Genomic DNA, 16,067 nt, shown 5'->3' with positions numbered 1-16,067 from the left:
GTACTGCACCCGGGAGGGTGTGGGAGAGTAGGACACCGCCGGACAACCATTAACGAAGAGCCCCAACCACGGTTGGGGCTCTTCCATTTAACACACACAACCCCCACACAAGCACCGGCCCTGCCCACTCGTGGCAGTTCCTGTGGGCCTTCGTGCTTGTGAGACTTGCCACGGGTGCCCCAAATCGGGGTTCCACGTTCGGGACTGATGGCGGGGTCGAATAGAATTGAATGAGATATACGAGTCGGGAGCTTCGGGCTGCCGGCGGCGTGACAACGAAATAAGGGTTATGAGCGACTACGCACGCGCCAGTGGTCGGCTCGCAACAGGAGGAATCCACCATGGCTGAGCACAACGGCGGCAATCGCGGCGGCAATCGCGGAAACTTCGGCGGGAACCGGGACGACCGCGGTTCGTACCGCCCCAACAACAATTCCGGCGGAGATCCTCGCGGATTCCGTTCCAGGGAAAACCGGGACAGCAACGATCGTCCGGCTCGTGATGGTGAGCGTCGTCCTTTCAACAACGATCGTGGTGATCGTCCGGCCCGTGACGGCGAACGTCGTTCGTTCGGTGACCGTCCGGCCCGTGATGGTGAGCGTCGTTCCTTCGGTGGGGATCGTGATCGAAAGCCGTTTGGTGATCGTGGTGACCGTCCAGCCCGTGATGGTGAGCGTCGTTCCTTCGGTGGCGACCGCGACCGCAAGCCCTTTGGTGACCGCCCCGAGCGCGGCCCGCGGAACTTTGACGGTCCTCGTCGTGATGGCGATGACCGCCGTCCCTTCAACAACGATCGTGGAGACCGCAAGCCTTTCGGYGACCGTCCGGCCCGTGATGGTGAGCGTCGTTCCTTCGGCGGCGACCGTGACCGCAAGCCCTTCGGTGACCGCAAGCCTTTCGKCGACCGCCCCGACCGTGGTGACCGCCCCGCCCGCAGCGACCGTCCCGTGCGCCCGGCCCGTGATGGTGAGCGTCGCTCCTTCGGCAGTGACCGCGGCAATTCCTGGGAAGAGCGTCCTGCACGGGTGCCTAACGCCAAGGACATCCGCAGCGCAAACCGACCTGACCGCGAACGTTCCCCCGAGATCGATGACGACGTCACGGGCAAGGAACTCGACCGTGCCACGGGTCACCAGATCAAGACCCTTGAAGAGCAGAGCGCAGGCTGGGTTGCAAAGCACCTGGTCATGGCCGGCCGCCTGATCGACATTGAACCGGAGCTTGCGTTCCAGCACGCCCTGGCTGCAAGCCGCCGCGGTGGCCGTCTCTCGGCTGTCCGTGAAGCTGTGGGTCTGACGGCCTACGCTGCCGGCCACTATGGCGAGGCACTGCGTGAATTCCGTACCTACCGCCGTATCAGTGGATCCAACGTACACCTGCCGGTGATGGCCGACTGCGAACGTGGCCTCGGCCGCCCGGACCGTGCATTGGATATGGTCCGCTCGCCCGAAGCCCAGGATCTTGACGCTCCGGGCAAGGTGGAGCTGGCGATTGTCGCGTCCGGTGCACGCACGGACCTGAATCAATTGGACGCTGCTGTCAGCGAGCTTGAGATCCCGCAGTTGGACATCAACCGGGCGTTCTCCTACAGCCCCCGTCTCTTCCGTGCTTACGCTGAGGCACTGAGCGCTGTTGGCCGTACTGAGGAAGCCGACAAGTGGGCCCGTCAGGCCCTCGTGGCCGAGAATGCTTTGGGCGTTGGCGATTTCGCTGAGCCTGAGATTCTTGACCTCGGCTGGGATGAGCAGGAAGAAGAAGCCGAACGCAGGCCGCGCTTCAAGACGCCGGCCCCGGAGGCCGACGTCGCAACGGCAGAAGCCGCGACAGCAGAAACCGAAACGGTCATCGTGGAAGCCGCAGCTGCTGATGTTGAGCACGACGAGGTTGAACTTGATGACGCTGAGTCGGACTACTTCGAGTCGGATGACGCCGAGTCGGACGTTGATTCCGTCGAGGACGAGGAAGAGCACAAGGAAGCAGACAACGAGGGTACCGACTCCCAGCATGGCTGATTCACTGATCTCGAGGTTTGATGCTGTCCTGTCGGACCTGGATGGCGTGGTCTACGCTGGACCGCACGCCATTCCGGGCGCCATAGAAGCGCTGCAGCGGCTGGCGTCCGTGGGGGTTGGTCTGGGTTATGTCACCAACAACGCATCCAGGACCCCCGCCCAGGTCGCCGCGCATCTGCGTGAGCTCGGTGCGCCGGCTGAGGACCATCAGGTAGTCAGTTCCTCGCAGGCAGCAGGGGAGCTCCTGGCTTCCATGCTTCCCGCGGGGGCGCATGTCCTCATCACAGGCAGTGCGGCGTTGGCCCATGAGATCGAATTGGTGGGACTCAAACCGGTGCACAGTGCCGCTGAGTCTCCGGTTGCTGTCGTCCAGGGGTTCAACCCGGACATCGGTTGGAAGGATCTGGCCGAGGCGTCGTACGTGGTGGCCGGGGGAGCCATGTGGTTCGCAACCAACACGGACATGTCCATTCCTCAGGCACGCGGCATGGCGCCGGGTAACGGAACCCTCGTTGCCGCCGTCGCTGCTGCCACAGGGAAGTCCCCGTTGGTGGCGGGGAAGCCGGAAGCGCCGTTGTTCCATGCGGCAGCCAAGCGACTCAAGGCGGACCGGCCACTGGTGGTGGGCGACCGTCTGGATACTGACATCCTGGGCGGCAACCGTGCAGGATATGCGACGGCGGCCGTCCTCACCGGTGTTGACACCAAGCACACCATCCTGGCTGCAAGGACCGATGAGCGTCCCGACTACCTGCTGGCGAACCTCGAGGACCTCTACGCTCCGTATCCCGGAATTATCGACGACGGCGGCTCGTTCCGTTGCGGGTCGGCGTCGGCGGTTGCTGATGGCGGCACGGTGACGGTGACCGGCGAAGAGGGCGATCTCGACGCATGGCGCGCCGCGTGCGCGGCATGGTGGGCAGCTGTCCCGTACGCGTCGACAGCGCAGGCGCCGCAGCTGGAATGGCGAACTAACTAGACTGGTGCGATGACCGTGCCGAACAGTTCACCCGAGCCCGAAACCCGCGACATCCAGTGGCCTGACGACTCCGAGACCACCGGCGACGCACTCGTCGACAGGGCCCTCGGCTTGCTCGAAGGAGTCCGGGAAGCACCCATAGCAGAGCACGGTGAACTGTACGCCGGAATTCACGACTCCCTCTTGGCGGCGTTGGACGCGGAACCTGGACTCCCTGCCGCGCCGAGGCCCATCACCCCGGAAGGCGACAGCTAACGCATGGCACGACTCGATCAGGAACTTGTCACCCGCGGGCTGGCGAGGTCCCGTACCCATGCGGCCAAGCTCATCAGCGATGGCAAGGTCAGCTCGTCCGGCAGCGTCCTCGCCAAGGCAGCCCTGCAGGTCGACGCTGAGACGGAGCTTTTCGTCGAGGCCCATCTCGAAGACATCTACGCCAGCCGTGCCGGTCACAAACTGGCCGGCGCGCTGGAGGCCTTTCCCGCCGTCGCGGTGGCAGGGAAGCGGTGTCTCGACGCCGGTGCCTCCACCGGTGGTTTCACCGACGTGCTGCTCCGGCAAGGTGCAGCGCAGGTTGTGGCGGTCGACGTCGGGCACGGACAACTGGTGCCGCACCTTCGGGACGATCCGCGCGTGGACGTCCATGAGGGCCTCAACGTCCGGTACATGACCCCGGAGCAGATCGGCGGCACGGCCGCGCTGACTGTCGCGGACCTGTCCTTCATCTCGCTGACGCTGGTGGTGGCGCCCCTGGCGTACTGCACTGATCCAGGCGGTGACCTGGTCCTCATGGTCAAGCCCCAGTTCGAAGTCGGCAAGGAGCGGCTGAGCCGGACCGGCGTTGTTTCTTCCGACAATGAACGACGCCGGGCTGTTGCCCAGGTTGCCCGGGCTGCGGTTGATTCGGGGTTGGATCTACGGGGCCTTGCGGCCAGTCCGTTGCCGGGCCAGGACGGAAATGTTGAATACTTCCTGTGGATGACGCGCCGGATGTCGGCTGCGTTGCCTAAGATCGAAGAGCGGGACCAGCACGTAGCTGCCTTGTTGAAGAACCTCTGGCCAAACCACTAGAAAGCAGAACCCGATGAGCAGGCGTGTACTTGTCCTTGCCCACACTGGGCGGGAGGAATCGCTCCGCGCTGCATGGGATGCCTGTACGCAATTGCACTCGTCAGGTTTGGTTCCTGTGCTGCAGAAGTCCGAACTTGCAGATATCGAGCGGTTTTTCGGTGCTTTGGACACCCCGATTGAGATTTTGAACGACCACGTCAGCTTGGAGGACGTGGAACTTGTCATGGTCCTGGGTGGCGATGGCACTATCCTGCGCGCCGCTGAGCTGGTCCGCGAGGTCGACGTCCCTCTGCTTGGGGTGAACCTTGGGCATGTGGGCTTCCTGGCCGAAAGCGAACGGGCTGACCTCGCCCAGACGGTGGAGTGGATCGCGAGCCGCCAATACACGGTGGAAGAGCGCATGACCATCGATGTCCAGGTATGGATCAAGGGTCAAAAGATCTGGCACACGTGGGCTTTGAACGAGGCAGCCATCGAGAAAGCCAACCGGGAGCGGATGCTGGAGGTGGTGACGGAAGTGGACGAGCGTCCCCTGACCTCCTTCGGCTGTGATGGCGTGGTGATGGCTACCCCCACCGGGTCCACTGCCTACGCTTTCTCGTCGGGCGGACCCGTGGTGTGGCCGGAAGTTGAAGCGCTCGTGATTGTCCCCATCAGCGCACACGCACTGTTCGCCAAGCCCCTGGTGGTCTCTCCGCGCTCCAAGCTGGCCGTTGAAATCATGAACCGCACGGATGCCCTGGGTGTTCTCTGGTGCGATGGGCGGCGCTCAGTGGATCTGCCGCCCGGTGCCCGGGTGGAGGTAACCCGATCAGCTACTCCGGTGCGGCTTGCCCGGACCCACAAGACGCCGTTCTCGGCCAGGCTCGTGCGTAAGTTCGAGCTTCCTATCCATGGCTGGCGTGGTCCGGCCCCCCGGAGCGGCGAAGTCCACACAGGTCCCATCCCTGTGATCCGGACCTTGTCGCCGGCTCCCTTGCCCAGTCCGCGGGATGTTGACAGTCCCCAGGACGGTGAACCTTCCGACCCCACGAATGCGAAGTGAACCATGCTTGAAGAACTCCGAATCCGTGACCTGGGCGTCATCACTGACGCTGCCCTGCCGCTGGGCCCTGGCCTCAGCGTCGTCACCGGCGAGACCGGTGCCGGCAAGACCATGGTGGTGACCGCCGTCGGGCTCCTTCTCGGTGCCCGATCGGATGCCGGGGCCGTCCGGAGTGGCGCCAAGTCCGCGTCGGCTGAGGCCGTGTTGAAGCTTGATCCCGCGCACAGTGCTGTGCAGCGGGCCAAGGACGCGGGGGGAGACGCCGAGGAGTTCGACGGCGTGGCTGAACTCCTGCTGGCCCGCACGGTGGGCGCGGATGGACGCAGCCGTGCGTATGTTGGCGGGCGCGCGGCACCGGTAGGCGTGCTGGCCGAACTGGGGGAGAGCCTGGTGGTGGTCCACGGCCAATCGGACCAGATCCGGTTGAAGAGCGCGACGGCACAGCGTCACGCTTTGGACCGCTTTGCCGGAGCGCCCCTGGCCAAAATCCTGGGGGAGTACCAGGAGAAGTACAACCACTGGAAAGCTATCCAGTCGGAGCTGGAGACTTTGCGGAGGGAAGCCCGCGAACGCTTGCGCGAGGCCGAATCGCTGGACGCGGCCCTCAAGGAGATCGACGAGGTGGATCCGCAGCCGGGCGAGGACGAGACCCTCAAGGCCGAAGCCGTGAAGCTGGCCAACGTCGAAGAACTAAGGCTTGCTGCAGCAGCGGCCCACGAGTCGCTCATTGCCGAGGAGTTCGGTGAGTCTGGAGATGCCACCACCATGGTGGACGCGGCGAAGCGGACGCTGGAGCATGTTGCCGAGCACGATGAAGAGCTGCGCTCCGCTGCTGCACGGCTGGCCGAGGTGGGCTTCCTTCTCAACGACATTGCAGCGGAGCTTTCCAGCTACCAGGCAGCGCTTGATACGGAAGGCCCTGAACGCCTTTCCGAAATCGAGGACCGCCGCGCGGCCCTCGCCAAGCTGATCCGCAAGTATGCGCCCAGCATTGACGAGGTACTTGAGTGGGCCGCTGCAGCCCGGACCCGCCTGGACGAGCTTCAGGATGACTCCAGCCGTATCGAATCCCTCGACGCCGAGGTGGCCTCCACTGAGGTGGCGCTCCGCAAGCAGGCGGCGGCCATCAGCAAGGCACGTGCCAAGGCCGCCAAGGACCTGTCCGGACGCGTGAGTGCGGAGCTCAAGGCACTGGCCATGGCCGATGCAACCCTGGTGATCGAAGTGGACAGCACCGATTCACTGGGCCCTTGGGGAACCGACGAGATCGCTTTCCTCCTGCAGCCGCACTCGGGGGCTCCTGCCCGTCCGCTGGGCAAAGGAGCCTCCGGAGGTGAACTGTCCCGGGTCATGTTGGCGATCGAGGTTGTCCTGGCCGCCGTGGACCCGGTCCCGACCTTCGTCTTCGATGAGGTGGACGCAGGCGTGGGCGGCCGCGCCGCCGTCGAAATCGGCCGTCGGCTCGCCATGCTGGCACGGCACGTCCAAGTGCTGGTGGTCACCCATCTGCCGCAAGTGGCAGCTTTCGCCGACCAGCACATCCGTGTCACCAAGACCTCGGTGCGGGGTTCGGACGGCAAGACGGCCACCGGCTTCACTTCCAGCGACGTTCAGCTCCTCAGCGACGACGAACGCGTCAAGGAGCTGGCGCGCATGCTGGCAGGCCAGGAAGATTCCGAGTCCGCGCAAGCCCACGCCCAGGAATTGCTGGATGATGCGAAGCTCTTGCCACAGAGTGCCTGATGCCGCAGCGGTGCGGTGCGAAACGCGATGCGAGCACCATCACATCAAGAGGCTTTTGGCCGCCCGGCTCTTGATTGGAACGCGGTCCTGGGCAACCATTGACCATTTGGGGAATCCGAACAGGACGCTTGGAAGGCGTAATTGATGATAAGCTCGAATTCCGTGGTGCAGCGATCAAATTCCCGTGTAAATTCCCGGTTCCCGGGCTCGTCCAAGACGACCAAACACATCTTCGTCACCGGTGGTGTGGCGTCCTCGCTCGGTAAGGGTCTGACGGCTTCCAGCCTCGGCCACCTGCTGCGGGCACGCGGTTTGTCTGTAACTATGCAGAAGCTCGATCCCTATTTGAATGTGGATCCGGGCACGATGAACCCCTTCCAGCACGGCGAAGTATTCGTGACGGATGACGGCGCCGAAACCGACCTCGACATCGGACACTACGAGCGCTTCCTCGATGAAAACCTCGAAGGTTCGGCCAACGTCACAACCGGCCAGATCTACTCCACCGTTATCGCCAAGGAACGCCGCGGCGAATACCTGGGAGACACTGTCCAGGTCATCCCGCACATCACGGATGAAATCAAGCGCCGCATGCGCCTTCCTGCCGAAGGCAAGAACGCTCCGGACGTCATCATCACCGAAATCGGTGGCACCGTGGGCGACATCGAATCCCAGCCGTTCCTGGAATCGGCCCGCCAGGTCCGCCAGGATGTGGGACGCAACAACGTCTTCTTCCTGCACGTTTCCCTGGTGCCGTACATCGGCCCCTCCCAGGAACTGAAGACCAAGCCGACGCAGCACTCCGTAGCGGCCCTCCGTTCGATCGGTATCCAGCCTGAAGCCATCGTGATCCGTTCGGACCGTGAAGTCCCCGAAGCAATGCGCGAGAAGATCGGCCGCATGTGCGACGTCGACATCGACGCTGTGGTTAACGCCGCAGACGCACCCAGCATCTACGACATCCCCAAGACCCTGCACTCCCAGGGCCTGGATTCCTACATCGTCCGCGCGCTGGACCTGCCGTTCAAGGATGTCGACTGGAGCAAGTGGGACAAGCTGCTTGAAGCTGTCCACAACCCCAAGCACGAAGTCGAGATCGCTTTGGTGGGCAAGTACATCGACCTGCCCGACGCGTACCTCTCGGTGACCGAAGCCCTCCGCGCCGGTGGTTTCGCCAACGAGGCAAAGGTCAAGATCCGCTGGGTACCTTCGGATGAGTGCGAGACCCTGGCCGGTGCTACAAAGTCCTTGGCCGGCGTCGACGCCATCTGTGTTCCCGGCGGCTTCGGCATCCGTGGGCTTGAAGGCAAGCTGGGTGCTTTGAAGTTCGCCCGCGAATCCAAGCTTCCGGTCCTGGGCCTGTGCCTCGGCCTGCAGTGCATGGTCATCGAGTACGCCCGTAACGTGGTTGGCCTTGAGGGCGCTTCCTCCAGCGAGTTCGAACCCGATTCCAAGTACCCGGTCATCGCCACCATGGAAGAGCAGCTGGACATTGTCGATGGCAAGGGAGACCTGGGCGGCACCATGCGCCTTGGCCTGTACGAAGCCAAGCTGGACGAGGGCTCGGTCATTGCCGAGACCTACGGCACCACAACGGTCAGCGAACGCCACCGCCACCGCTACGAGGTCAACAACAAGTACCGTGACCAGATCGCCGCGGAAGGACTGGTCTTCTCCGGTACGTCTCCTGACGGCAAGCTGGTGGAGTACGTGGAGCTTCCCCGCGAGGTCCACCCGTACTACGTGGCAACCCAGGCGCACCCGGAGCTCAGCTCACGCCCGACGCGCCCGCACCCGCTGTTCGCAGGTCTGGTGAAGGCTGCGCTCGAGCGTCGTGAAGGAGCCCCCGTTGCCACCAAGACCGGCGACCGCACGGTAGCAGCCAAGTAAACAGCAAGCACTAACGAAGGACGGCGCGATGCCCGGTATTTCTGAAACCCCCCGCACATCAAGGCAGGTTTCGGACATGCCGAGCCCGCGCCGTCTTTTGTCTACCAGCAAGGTTTACGAAGGACGCATCTGGGACGTGGTCAGTGACTCGTTCCAACTCAGTGAGGGCACGAACACCCTGGTCCGCGACTACATCGACCACCCAGGTGCAGTAGCGGTGCTTCCCATGAACGTCGACGGGGAAATCCTGCTGTTGAAGCAATACCGTCACCCTGTGGGCATGGACCTCTGGGAGATCCCGGCCGGTTTGCTGGACGTGGAGGGCGAGGATTTCGTGGTGGGTGCTGCCAGGGAACTTGCCGAGGAAGCTGACCTTGTGGCGGCGACGTGGAATGTCCTGGTCGATTTCTTCAACTCGCCCGGCTCCTCCAGCGAGGCAGTCCGCATCTACCTGGCGCGCGGGCTGCGGGATGTTCCCGAGGCCGAGCGCCACGTCCGTACGGACGAGGAAGCGGAGATAGAACTCCACTGGGTTCCGCTGGAAGATGCGGTCAAGGCCGTCCTGGAGGGGCGTCTGCACAACCCCTCTGCGGTGCTGGGCATCCTTGCCGCCGCTGCAGCGAAGGCCGACGGATTCACCAGCCTCCGCCCTGCCAACGCGCCGTGGCCGGCACACCCGAGCCAGCGCTGAGCATGACCGAAGCCGCTGCCCGACCCATCAACGGGATTGACCGTGCGGTAACGGATTACCTGCAGCACGTTGGCGTGGAGCGCGGCCTGGCGGCGAACACCTTGGCTGCCTACCGCCGGGACCTGGCCCGATACTCCAATTTCCTTGCAGCGCAGGGGGTGGAGCGGCCAGTCGACATCACACGCCATCATGTGACGGCTTTCGTCCAGGCGTTGTCCGACGGATCGGATGGAGGCGCGGTCCTGGGTGTCCGTTCAGCGGCGCGCACCGTGGTTGCCGTCCGCGGACTTCACAAGTTTTGGGCGTTGGAAGGGACTACGACGGCGGACCCCGCCAGCGATGTCCACCCGCCCATGCCGGGTAAACGGCTTCCGAAAGCCATCAGCGTAGGAGAAGTGACGCGGATCCTGGAGGCTGCAGGTTCGGACACGGCCACAGGGCTCAGGGACCGGGCGCTTCTTGAGTTCCTATACTCCACCGGAGCCCGCATCAGCGAGGCCGTCGGGCTGGACGTGGACGATGTCTCGTTGGAAAACCCTGGAGCCGGTCCGGCGATCGTACGGTTGTTCGGCAAAGGTTCCAAGGAACGGTTGGTGCCGCTGGGATCATACGGTGCCCGCGCCGTCGGAGCTTATGTCGTCCGGGGTCGGCCCTTGCTTGCCTCCAAGGGCAAAGGCACCCCGGCACTGTTCCTCAATGCCCGGGGAGGCCGGATCAGCCGGCAAAGCGCATGGACCATTCTGAAGACGGCTGCGGAGAGGGCGAACATCACCAAGGATGTCTCGCCGCACACACTGAGGCACTCGTTCGCCACGCACCTGTTGGAGGGTGGCGCTGATGTAAGGGTGGTGCAGGAGCTGCTGGGCCATGCCTCCGTGACCACCACACAGGTGTACACCCTGGTCACCGCCGACACCCTGCGCGAGATTTACGCAGCGGCCCACCCCAGGGCGCTCGGTTAGTAATCTTCGGCTGGAAACCGTTACTGGAACCACTCCGCCGGAAGCAGGTTACTCCAGAACGTTCAGTGTCAATTCGACGGCATCCACGAACAGCGCCAACAAAGAAGTTCCCAGTCCGGCCACCAGCAGCAAACCCGGATGGGCGAGTCCCACCACCACGCGCTTCAGCCGTGGACGTCTCCGGAGGAACTTCTTGGGAACCCTGGTCTTGACCGGCACCTGCCGCCAACCGCGCAGCCGCCGGAGGAACCAGGCACACCGCACAATGAAGGCCATCCAGAGCACTGAGAGCACCAGGGGAACGGCCGCCAGCATGAGGTTGAAGCCAAGGGCAGTGACTTCCTTCTCCGAGTCGCCGATTACTGACTGGACAGTGGTGGAGATGGACGCGCTCATCACCACTGACGCAGCCCACACCATGAAGGCCGCCACCAATGCCAGGAACCGGACAAAGAAGTGTCCGAGCACGGTCGCGTCGACCGCGCGGAGATGGCTCCGTGGGGTGGCGTGCAGCACCACCAGCGTGGAGATCAGCGTCGGTAAGGCAGCAACCAGGACCAGCAGATACCAGGTCCAGCCGGCCAGGTCCAGCACTTCGTCCAGGACAATGAGCCCGGCCCAGAGAAGGGTCCATGCCCACCCGGCGTACAGCGGATGAGCCACAAGCCAGCGCGGGAGCCAGACGTCCCGTTCGGCTTTGGCTTCGGCGCCTTTGACTGTTGTCCCGTCCCGGGTGCTTTCCGCTGTGGACGGCATCCCGCCAACCTCATCGACGGCGGCCGCTTTGGCGCCCGCTTCACCCCCACCTTCGCTCATGGGCTCACTGTAGCAATGGCGGCAACGGCTGGGGAGATCAGGTTAAGGTAGGCAGCATGACTGCAGCCCATGTGACTTTGTGCTTCCTCCTCCGCGACGGTGCGGACGGCGGACACGTACTTCTCGGCACCAAGAAGACCGGCTTTGGCCGTGGAAAAGTAGTGGGCGTTGGCGGGCATGTCGAAGTGGGGGAGACTGCATCCGAGGCCGCCTGCCGTGAGGTTATGGAAGAAATCAACGTGGTGGTCCATGCGCATGACCTGATTCCCGCGGGAACCGTAGACTTCGTTTTTCCGGCCAGGCCCGAATGGAACATGGCCACCACGGTCTTCCTCACCCGTGCCTGGGAAGGCGAGCCCTCCGAGAGCGAGGAGATCGCTCCGGCGTGGTTCCCCGTTGGCCGGCTTCCGGTGGAGCGGATGTGGGCAGATGCCGAGCATTGGTTGCCCGCCATGACCTTTCGGTGACCGGCCCGACGTCGTACTTACCGCTTTTGGCGCCCAAAAAGCCTTACGGAACGTGGCGCTCTTCGGGTCCGTTGTATTCGCTCAGCGGGCGGATCAGGGAGTTCGAAGCCACCTGCTCCATGATGTGCGCGGTCCAACCAGTAATGCGGCTGGCGACGAACAACGGTGTGAAGGTTTGGGTGTCGAAGCCCATGAGGTGGTACGTGGGTCCGGCAGGGTAGTCAAGGTTGGGCTTGATGGCCTTGGCCTCGTCCATGGCCTGCTCCAAGCCGTTGTAAAGGCCGAGGAGTTCGGGTCGTCCGTAGTGGGCGATCATCTTGTCCAGTGCGGCCTTCATGGTGGGCACGCGGGAGTCGCCGTGCTTGTAGACGCGGTGCCCGAAGCCCATGACCTTCTTCTTCTGCGCCAGCGCGTCTTCCATCCACGTCTTCGCCCGGGAGGCGGCTTCTTCGAGGGACTCCTCGCTGCGGATGCCGATTTCGTCGAACGTGTGCATCACGGCCTCATTGGCGCCGCCGTGCAGCGGGCCCTTGAGTGCTCCGATGGCTGCGGTGACAGCCGAGTGCAGGTCCGAGAGCGTGGAGGTGACTACGCGGGCGGTAAACGTCGAAGCGTTGAAGGAGTGCTCTGCGTAGAGAATCATCGAGACGTTGAAAGCCTCCACTACCTCGGGCACTTGTTCTTCGCCGAAGGTCATCCACAGGAAGTTGGCGGAGTAGTCCAGGTCCTCGCGGGGTTCCACGGGTTCCTGGCCGTGGCGGCGGCGCTGGTCGTAGGCGACGACGGCGGGCATGGCAGCCCACAAGTCGATGGCCTTCTTCATGTTGGCTTCGGGTGATGAATCCTCGGCCAGCTCGTGCCGGGCGCCGAGTACGGACGCGGCGGTGCGGCACACATCCATGGGGTGTGCTGTGGTGGGCAGGGCATCGATAACCTGCTTCACTACCGGGTCGAGCGCGCGGCCTGCGCGCTCGCGGGCGGTGAATTCGGCCAACTGTGCCTCGTTGGGCAGTTCTCCGTTCCACAACAGATGGGCGACCTCTTCGAAGCTGCATTTGGCGGCCAGTTCCTGGACCGGGTATCCGCGGTACAAGAGCGAGTTGGTGTCCGGGTTGACCTTCGAGACGGCGGTGTAGTCCACCACGACGCCGGCAAGGCCCTTTTTGATGTCAACAGCTGCCATGCTGCTCTCCTTCGTTCATTGTGCAGGTGCACCGGGTCGATCCGGAACGCCTGCGTTCCCCTTGATGAATCCGGAACCTAGCGGACGCCAGGAACCTGGAAGTTGAAAACGCCGGTATCGAATTGGTTGTATGCCTCGTAGTCGACGAGTTCGTAGAGGCGCGCACGCGTGAGCATGTTTTCCACTTGCGCTTCTTGGGTCCCCGCAGCCTTAATCGATTCCAGAGTACGCTCTGCAGCGCCCATGGCAATGCGGAGGAGCGTGACGGGGTAAATGACCATGTTGAYGCCCACCCCTTGGAGCTGGTCGACGGTGAAGAGCTCGCTTTTGCCGAACTCGGTCATGTTGGCCAGGATGGGCACGTCCACGGCGTCGCGGATGGCTTGGAATTCGTCCAGGGTGGCCATGGCTTCAGGGAATATTGCGTCGGCGCCGGCGTCTACGAGGGCTTTGGCGCGGTCCTGTGCTGCCTGGATTCCTTCAACGGCGCGGATGTCGGTCCGGGCCATGATGAGGAAGTTCGGATCCCGTCGGGCGTCGGCCGCGGCACGGATGCGCTTGGCGGCCGTGTCGACGTCGACCACGTTCTTGCCGTCCAGATGTCCGCAGCGTTTCGGGTTGAACTGGTCCTCAATGTGGCAACCGGCCAGGCCGGCGTTTTCGAGTTCCTGGATGGTGCGTGCCACGTTCATCGGTTCGCCAAATCCGGTGTCGGCATCCACCAGCGACGGCAAATCGGTCATGCGGGCGATTTGCCCTGCCCGGGTGGCCACCTCGGTCAGGGTAGTGAGCCCGATGTCCGGCAGTCCGAGGTCGTTGGCGAGGACTGCGCCGGAGATGTAGACGCCGGCGAAGCCTTTCTCTTCGATGAGCCGGGCCGAGAGCGGGTTGAAGGCGCCCGGGAACTGCTGCACGGTCCCGGAGGCCAGCAGTTCCCGGAGTTTCAGCCGCTTCTGTTCGGGAGTGACTTTGGAGTACAGCATTTAGAACAGTCCCTTGGGTGCGTTGTTGAGGTTGATCACGCCGGGGGCTGCGGTGATGTTCAGCTGGTCCAGTTCGCCTTCGCCCAGTTCGGTGACGCGTTCGACGGCGGCGAGGAACCTTTCGATTTCGGCTTCCTCCACGAGCCCGGCAGCAAGCGTGCGGAACTTGTTGATGTATTGCTCGCGGGCGAACGGCCGGGCACCGAGCGGGTGGGCGTCGGCTACGGCGATCTCGTCCGTGACAACCGACCCATCCGTGAGTGTAATGACAACAGTGCCGCCGAAGGCTTTTTCCGCGATGTCCAGGGAGTGGTAGCGGCGGGTCCATTCCGGGTCCTCCACAGTGGTGACCTTGTGCCAGAGTTCCACAGTGTCCGGGCGGGCGGCGCGTTCGGGGGCGTAGGAGTCCACGTGGTGCCACGCGCCGTCCTGCAGGGCGACGGTGAAGATGTACGGGATGGAGTGGTCCAGGGTTTCGCGGGATGCCGTGGGGGAGTACTTCTGGGGGTCGTTCGCGCCGGAGCCGATCACGTAGTGCGTGTGGTGGCTGGTCTTGATCAGCACCGATTCCACGTTGGCGGGGTCGGTGGTTTCGGGGTGCTCGCGGTGCAGTTTGCGGGCGAGGTCGATCCAGGCCTGGGCCTGGTACTCGGCGGAATGTTCCTTGGTGTAGGTGTCCAGGATGGCGCGCTTGGCTTCACCGGGCAGCGGCAGCGGGACCTCGTAGGAGGCGTCCGGCCCGTCGAGCATCCAGGCGATCACGCCATCTTCGCCTTCGTAGATCGGCACGGGTGAAGTCTGTCCGCGCATGGAGCGGTCCACGGCTTCGATCGCCATCTTGCCTGCGAACGCCGGGGCATGGGCTTTCCAGGTGGAGATCTCGCCCTTGCGGGACTGGCGCGTGGCGGTGGTGGTGTGCAGGGCCTGGCCCACGGACTGGAAGATCGTCTCGACATCCAGCCCCAGCAAGGTGCCGATGCCTGCGGCGGCCGATGGGCCGAGGTGGGCGACGTGGTCGATCTTGTGCTTGTGCAGGCAGATGGCCTTGACCAGGTTCACCTGGATCTCGTAGCCGGTGGCGATGGCACGGACCAAGTCAGCGCCGTTGGAGCCAACGTGCTGGGCAACGGCCAGGATCGGCGGGATGTTGTCGCCCGGGTGGCTGTAGTCGGCGGCCAGGAACGTGTCGTGGTAATCGAGTTCGCGCACGGCTACGCCGTTGGCCCAGGCAGCCCACTCCGGAGAGACCTGCTCAGTGATGCCGAAGACGTGGGCACCCTTGCCGTTGGCGGAGGGGCCGTGCGTCAGGGCCTGTGCACGGGCTGCGACGATCGGTGCCCGGTTCAGCGAGGCGATGGCAACGGAAGCGTTGTCGATGATGCGGTTAATCACCATGTCGGTGACCTCCGGGGTGACCTCGACGGGGTCGGCGGCGACCACGGCGATCTTGTGCGCCAGCTGCTCCTCCCGGGGAAGGTTCTCCTCGGACTTGTAAACACGGACGTGGTTGGACTTGACCATGGTGCTCCTTCTGGTGGGACGTTCAGCCGGCTGAATGAGCGGCTTTGAGGTGGGTGAGACTGCGGTGCAGGTGGACCATCGTGGCGGCTTCGGCCAGGCGCGGGTTGGCGACGGCGATTGCTTCGGCGATGGCGGCATGTTCGGCGGCCGCTGCTTGGAGCCTGGCGGTGTCGTCGGCGGCCAGGCGGCGGACGCGGGCAAGGTGGACGCGGAGGCTTCGCATGGCGTTGGCCATGTACACATTGGAGATCGCGGCGTCGATGGCTTCGTCCAAACGGCTCACCAGGGCGTAGTACTCGTGCCTGGCGGGATCGTCGTCGCCCAGCAGCGTGGGAGCCAGCAGCAGTTCTGCGTGCAGTTCCGCGAACACTCCGGGTTCGCCGCGTTGCGCGGCGAGGGAAGCGGCCCTTACCTCCAGGGTTTCGCGCAGTTCGAACAGTTCGTCGATGCTGTCCAGCGAGATATCGGTGACGACGACGCCGCGGCCGCCCGCCGCCGTCGTCAGACCTTCCGCGGTGAGTCGCCCCAGCGCTTCCCTGACGGGAGTGCGCGAGACTCCAAGGCGTTCGGACTGCTCGACCTCAGCGAGGACGGTGCCGGGGCGGAGGCGCCACTCGAGAATGTCTTCCCGGAGGGCCCTGTAAGCCCGATCACTGGCGCGCATGACCTCAGTGTATACATTGAGGACGATGTACGCCAGCATT

Annotated in this window: 15 protein-coding genes and 1 pseudogene; 10 read left to right on the top strand and 6 right to left on the bottom strand. The window is 64.0% G+C overall.

From position 1 onward, the window contains the following. Positions 1-287: 287 nt before the first annotated feature. Positions 288-1,133, bottom strand: coding sequence for a hypothetical protein (locus tag AB4Y81_RS17645; RefSeq protein WP_441996356.1), 846 nt, complete (start codon positions 1,131-1,133; stop codon positions 288-290). Between the two features lie 54 nt (positions 1,134-1,187). Between AB4Y81_RS17645 and AB4Y81_RS17640 the strand changes: the two genes are divergently transcribed. From AB4Y81_RS17640 to xerD, 9 genes are all read left to right on the top strand, one after another. Then, the gene (locus tag AB4Y81_RS17640; protein ID WP_441996355.1) at positions 1,188-2,012 is read left to right on the top strand and encodes a hypothetical protein; all 825 of its coding nucleotides are present in this window, start codon (positions 1,188-1,190) and stop codon (positions 2,010-2,012) included. Then, positions 2,005-2,991: an HAD-IIA family hydrolase gene (locus tag AB4Y81_RS17635; protein ID WP_110504042.1), complete on the top strand. Its 987-nt coding sequence runs from the start codon at positions 2,005-2,007 to the stop codon at positions 2,989-2,991. Before AB4Y81_RS17640 ends, AB4Y81_RS17635 begins: the two co-directional genes overlap by 8 nt. A 9-nt stretch (positions 2,992-3,000) precedes the next feature. Continuing rightward, positions 3,001-3,246 (top strand): hypothetical protein, encoded by a 246-nt coding sequence (locus AB4Y81_RS17630; RefSeq protein WP_413308008.1) that lies wholly within the window; start codon positions 3,001-3,003, stop codon positions 3,244-3,246. A gap of 3 nt (positions 3,247-3,249) precedes the next feature. Continuing rightward, complete coding sequence (locus tag AB4Y81_RS17625; protein ID WP_416430026.1) at positions 3,250-4,062, top strand: TlyA family RNA methyltransferase; 813 nt, start codon at positions 3,250-3,252, stop codon at positions 4,060-4,062. A gap of 13 nt (positions 4,063-4,075) precedes the next feature. Beyond that, positions 4,076-5,107, top strand: coding sequence for an NAD kinase (locus AB4Y81_RS17620; protein ID WP_026267372.1), 1,032 nt, complete (start codon positions 4,076-4,078; stop codon positions 5,105-5,107). Between the two features lie 3 nt (positions 5,108-5,110). After that, positions 5,111-6,850 (top strand): DNA repair protein RecN, encoded by a 1,740-nt coding sequence (gene recN / locus AB4Y81_RS17615; protein ID WP_064723241.1) that lies wholly within the window; start codon positions 5,111-5,113, stop codon positions 6,848-6,850. Between the two features lie 144 nt (positions 6,851-6,994). Next, a complete protein-coding gene (locus AB4Y81_RS17610; protein ID WP_039240685.1) occupies positions 6,995-8,740 on the top strand; it encodes a CTP synthase in 1,746 nt (581 codons plus the stop codon). 28 nt (positions 8,741-8,768) lie between these two features. Continuing rightward, on the top strand, positions 8,769-9,431 hold the full coding sequence (locus AB4Y81_RS17605) for an NUDIX domain-containing protein (protein WP_018779240.1): 663 nt from the start codon (positions 8,769-8,771) through the stop codon (positions 9,429-9,431). Positions 9,432-9,433: 2 nt separating this feature from the next. Then, a complete protein-coding gene (gene xerD / locus AB4Y81_RS17600; RefSeq protein WP_039240743.1) occupies positions 9,434-10,393 on the top strand; it encodes a site-specific tyrosine recombinase XerD in 960 nt (319 codons plus the stop codon). A 48-nt stretch (positions 10,394-10,441) separates the two neighbouring features. Here the strand turns inward: xerD and AB4Y81_RS17595 are convergent, their stop codons facing one another. After that, on the bottom strand, positions 10,442-11,209 hold the full coding sequence (locus AB4Y81_RS17595; protein WP_441996354.1) for a hypothetical protein: 768 nt from the start codon (positions 11,207-11,209) through the stop codon (positions 10,442-10,444). 56 nt (positions 11,210-11,265) lie between these two features. Here AB4Y81_RS17595 and AB4Y81_RS17590 point away from each other — a divergent pair. Then, positions 11,266-11,664 (top strand): annotated as a pseudogene (locus tag AB4Y81_RS17590) (8-oxo-dGTP diphosphatase); the annotation flags it as partial. 55 nt (positions 11,665-11,719) lie between these two features. Here AB4Y81_RS17590 and AB4Y81_RS17585 read toward each other — a convergent pair. The 4 genes from AB4Y81_RS17585 to AB4Y81_RS17570 all read right to left on the bottom strand — a co-directional run bounded on the left by AB4Y81_RS17585 (position 11,720) and on the right by AB4Y81_RS17570 (position 16,027). Further along, positions 11,720-12,859, bottom strand: coding sequence for a bifunctional 2-methylcitrate synthase/citrate synthase (locus tag AB4Y81_RS17585; protein ID WP_441996353.1), 1,140 nt, complete (start codon positions 12,857-12,859; stop codon positions 11,720-11,722). Between the two features lie 77 nt (positions 12,860-12,936). Continuing rightward, positions 12,937-13,842 carry a methylisocitrate lyase gene (gene prpB, locus AB4Y81_RS17580; protein ID WP_441996352.1) on the bottom strand — a complete coding sequence of 302 codons (906 nt, stop codon included), beginning with the start codon at positions 13,840-13,842 and terminating at the stop codon, positions 12,937-12,939. After that, positions 13,843-15,363 (bottom strand): MmgE/PrpD family protein, encoded by a 1,521-nt coding sequence (locus AB4Y81_RS17575; RefSeq protein WP_039240691.1) that lies wholly within the window; start codon positions 15,361-15,363, stop codon positions 13,843-13,845. A gap of 22 nt (positions 15,364-15,385) precedes the next feature. Further along, on the bottom strand, positions 15,386-16,027 hold the full coding sequence (locus AB4Y81_RS17570; RefSeq protein WP_026267373.1) for a GntR family transcriptional regulator: 642 nt from the start codon (positions 16,025-16,027) through the stop codon (positions 15,386-15,388). Between the last annotated feature and the right edge of the window lie 40 nt (positions 16,028-16,067).

It is taken from the genome of Paenarthrobacter sp. TAF1 (genome assembly GCF_052113825.1).
Taxonomy (GTDB): Bacteria; Actinomycetota; Actinomycetes; order Actinomycetales; family Micrococcaceae; genus Arthrobacter; species Arthrobacter nicotinovorans.
Note: the sequence above shows the minus strand (reverse complement) of the source record. Positions and strands in the feature narration are given on the sequence as shown.

What these genes read in the sequence shown, in the direction of transcription:
- AB4Y81_RS17595 (WP_441996354.1), bottom strand. Translation starts at nt 11,209, where the DNA reads ATGAGCGAAGGTGGGGGTGAAGCGGGCGCCAAAGCGGCCGCCGTCGAT.
- AB4Y81_RS17575 (WP_039240691.1), bottom strand. Translation starts at nt 15,363, where the DNA reads ATGGTCAAGTCCAACCACGTCCGTGTTTACAAGTCCGAGGAGAACCTT.
- AB4Y81_RS17625 (WP_416430026.1), top strand. Translation starts at nt 3,250, where the DNA reads ATGGCACGACTCGATCAGGAACTTGTCACCCGCGGGCTGGCGAGGTCC.
- AB4Y81_RS17570 (WP_026267373.1), bottom strand. Translation starts at nt 16,027, where the DNA reads ATGCGCGCCAGTGATCGGGCTTACAGGGCCCTCCGGGAAGACATTCTC.
- AB4Y81_RS17620 (WP_026267372.1), top strand. Translation starts at nt 4,076, where the DNA reads ATGAGCAGGCGTGTACTTGTCCTTGCCCACACTGGGCGGGAGGAATCG.
- recN (WP_064723241.1), top strand. Translation starts at nt 5,111, where the DNA reads ATGCTTGAAGAACTCCGAATCCGTGACCTGGGCGTCATCACTGACGCT.
- AB4Y81_RS17630 (WP_413308008.1), top strand. Translation starts at nt 3,001, where the DNA reads ATGACCGTGCCGAACAGTTCACCCGAGCCCGAAACCCGCGACATCCAG.
- xerD (WP_039240743.1), top strand. Translation starts at nt 9,434, where the DNA reads ATGACCGAAGCCGCTGCCCGACCCATCAACGGGATTGACCGTGCGGTA.
- AB4Y81_RS17605 (WP_018779240.1), top strand. Translation starts at nt 8,769, where the DNA reads ATGCCCGGTATTTCTGAAACCCCCCGCACATCAAGGCAGGTTTCGGAC.
- AB4Y81_RS17610 (WP_039240685.1), top strand. Translation starts at nt 6,995, where the DNA reads ATGATAAGCTCGAATTCCGTGGTGCAGCGATCAAATTCCCGTGTAAAT.
- AB4Y81_RS17635 (WP_110504042.1), top strand. Translation starts at nt 2,005, where the DNA reads ATGGCTGATTCACTGATCTCGAGGTTTGATGCTGTCCTGTCGGACCTG.
- AB4Y81_RS17640 (WP_441996355.1), top strand. Translation starts at nt 1,188, where the DNA reads ATGGCCGGCCGCCTGATCGACATTGAACCGGAGCTTGCGTTCCAGCAC.
- AB4Y81_RS17585 (WP_441996353.1), bottom strand. Translation starts at nt 12,859, where the DNA reads ATGGCAGCTGTTGACATCAAAAAGGGCCTTGCCGGCGTCGTGGTGGAC.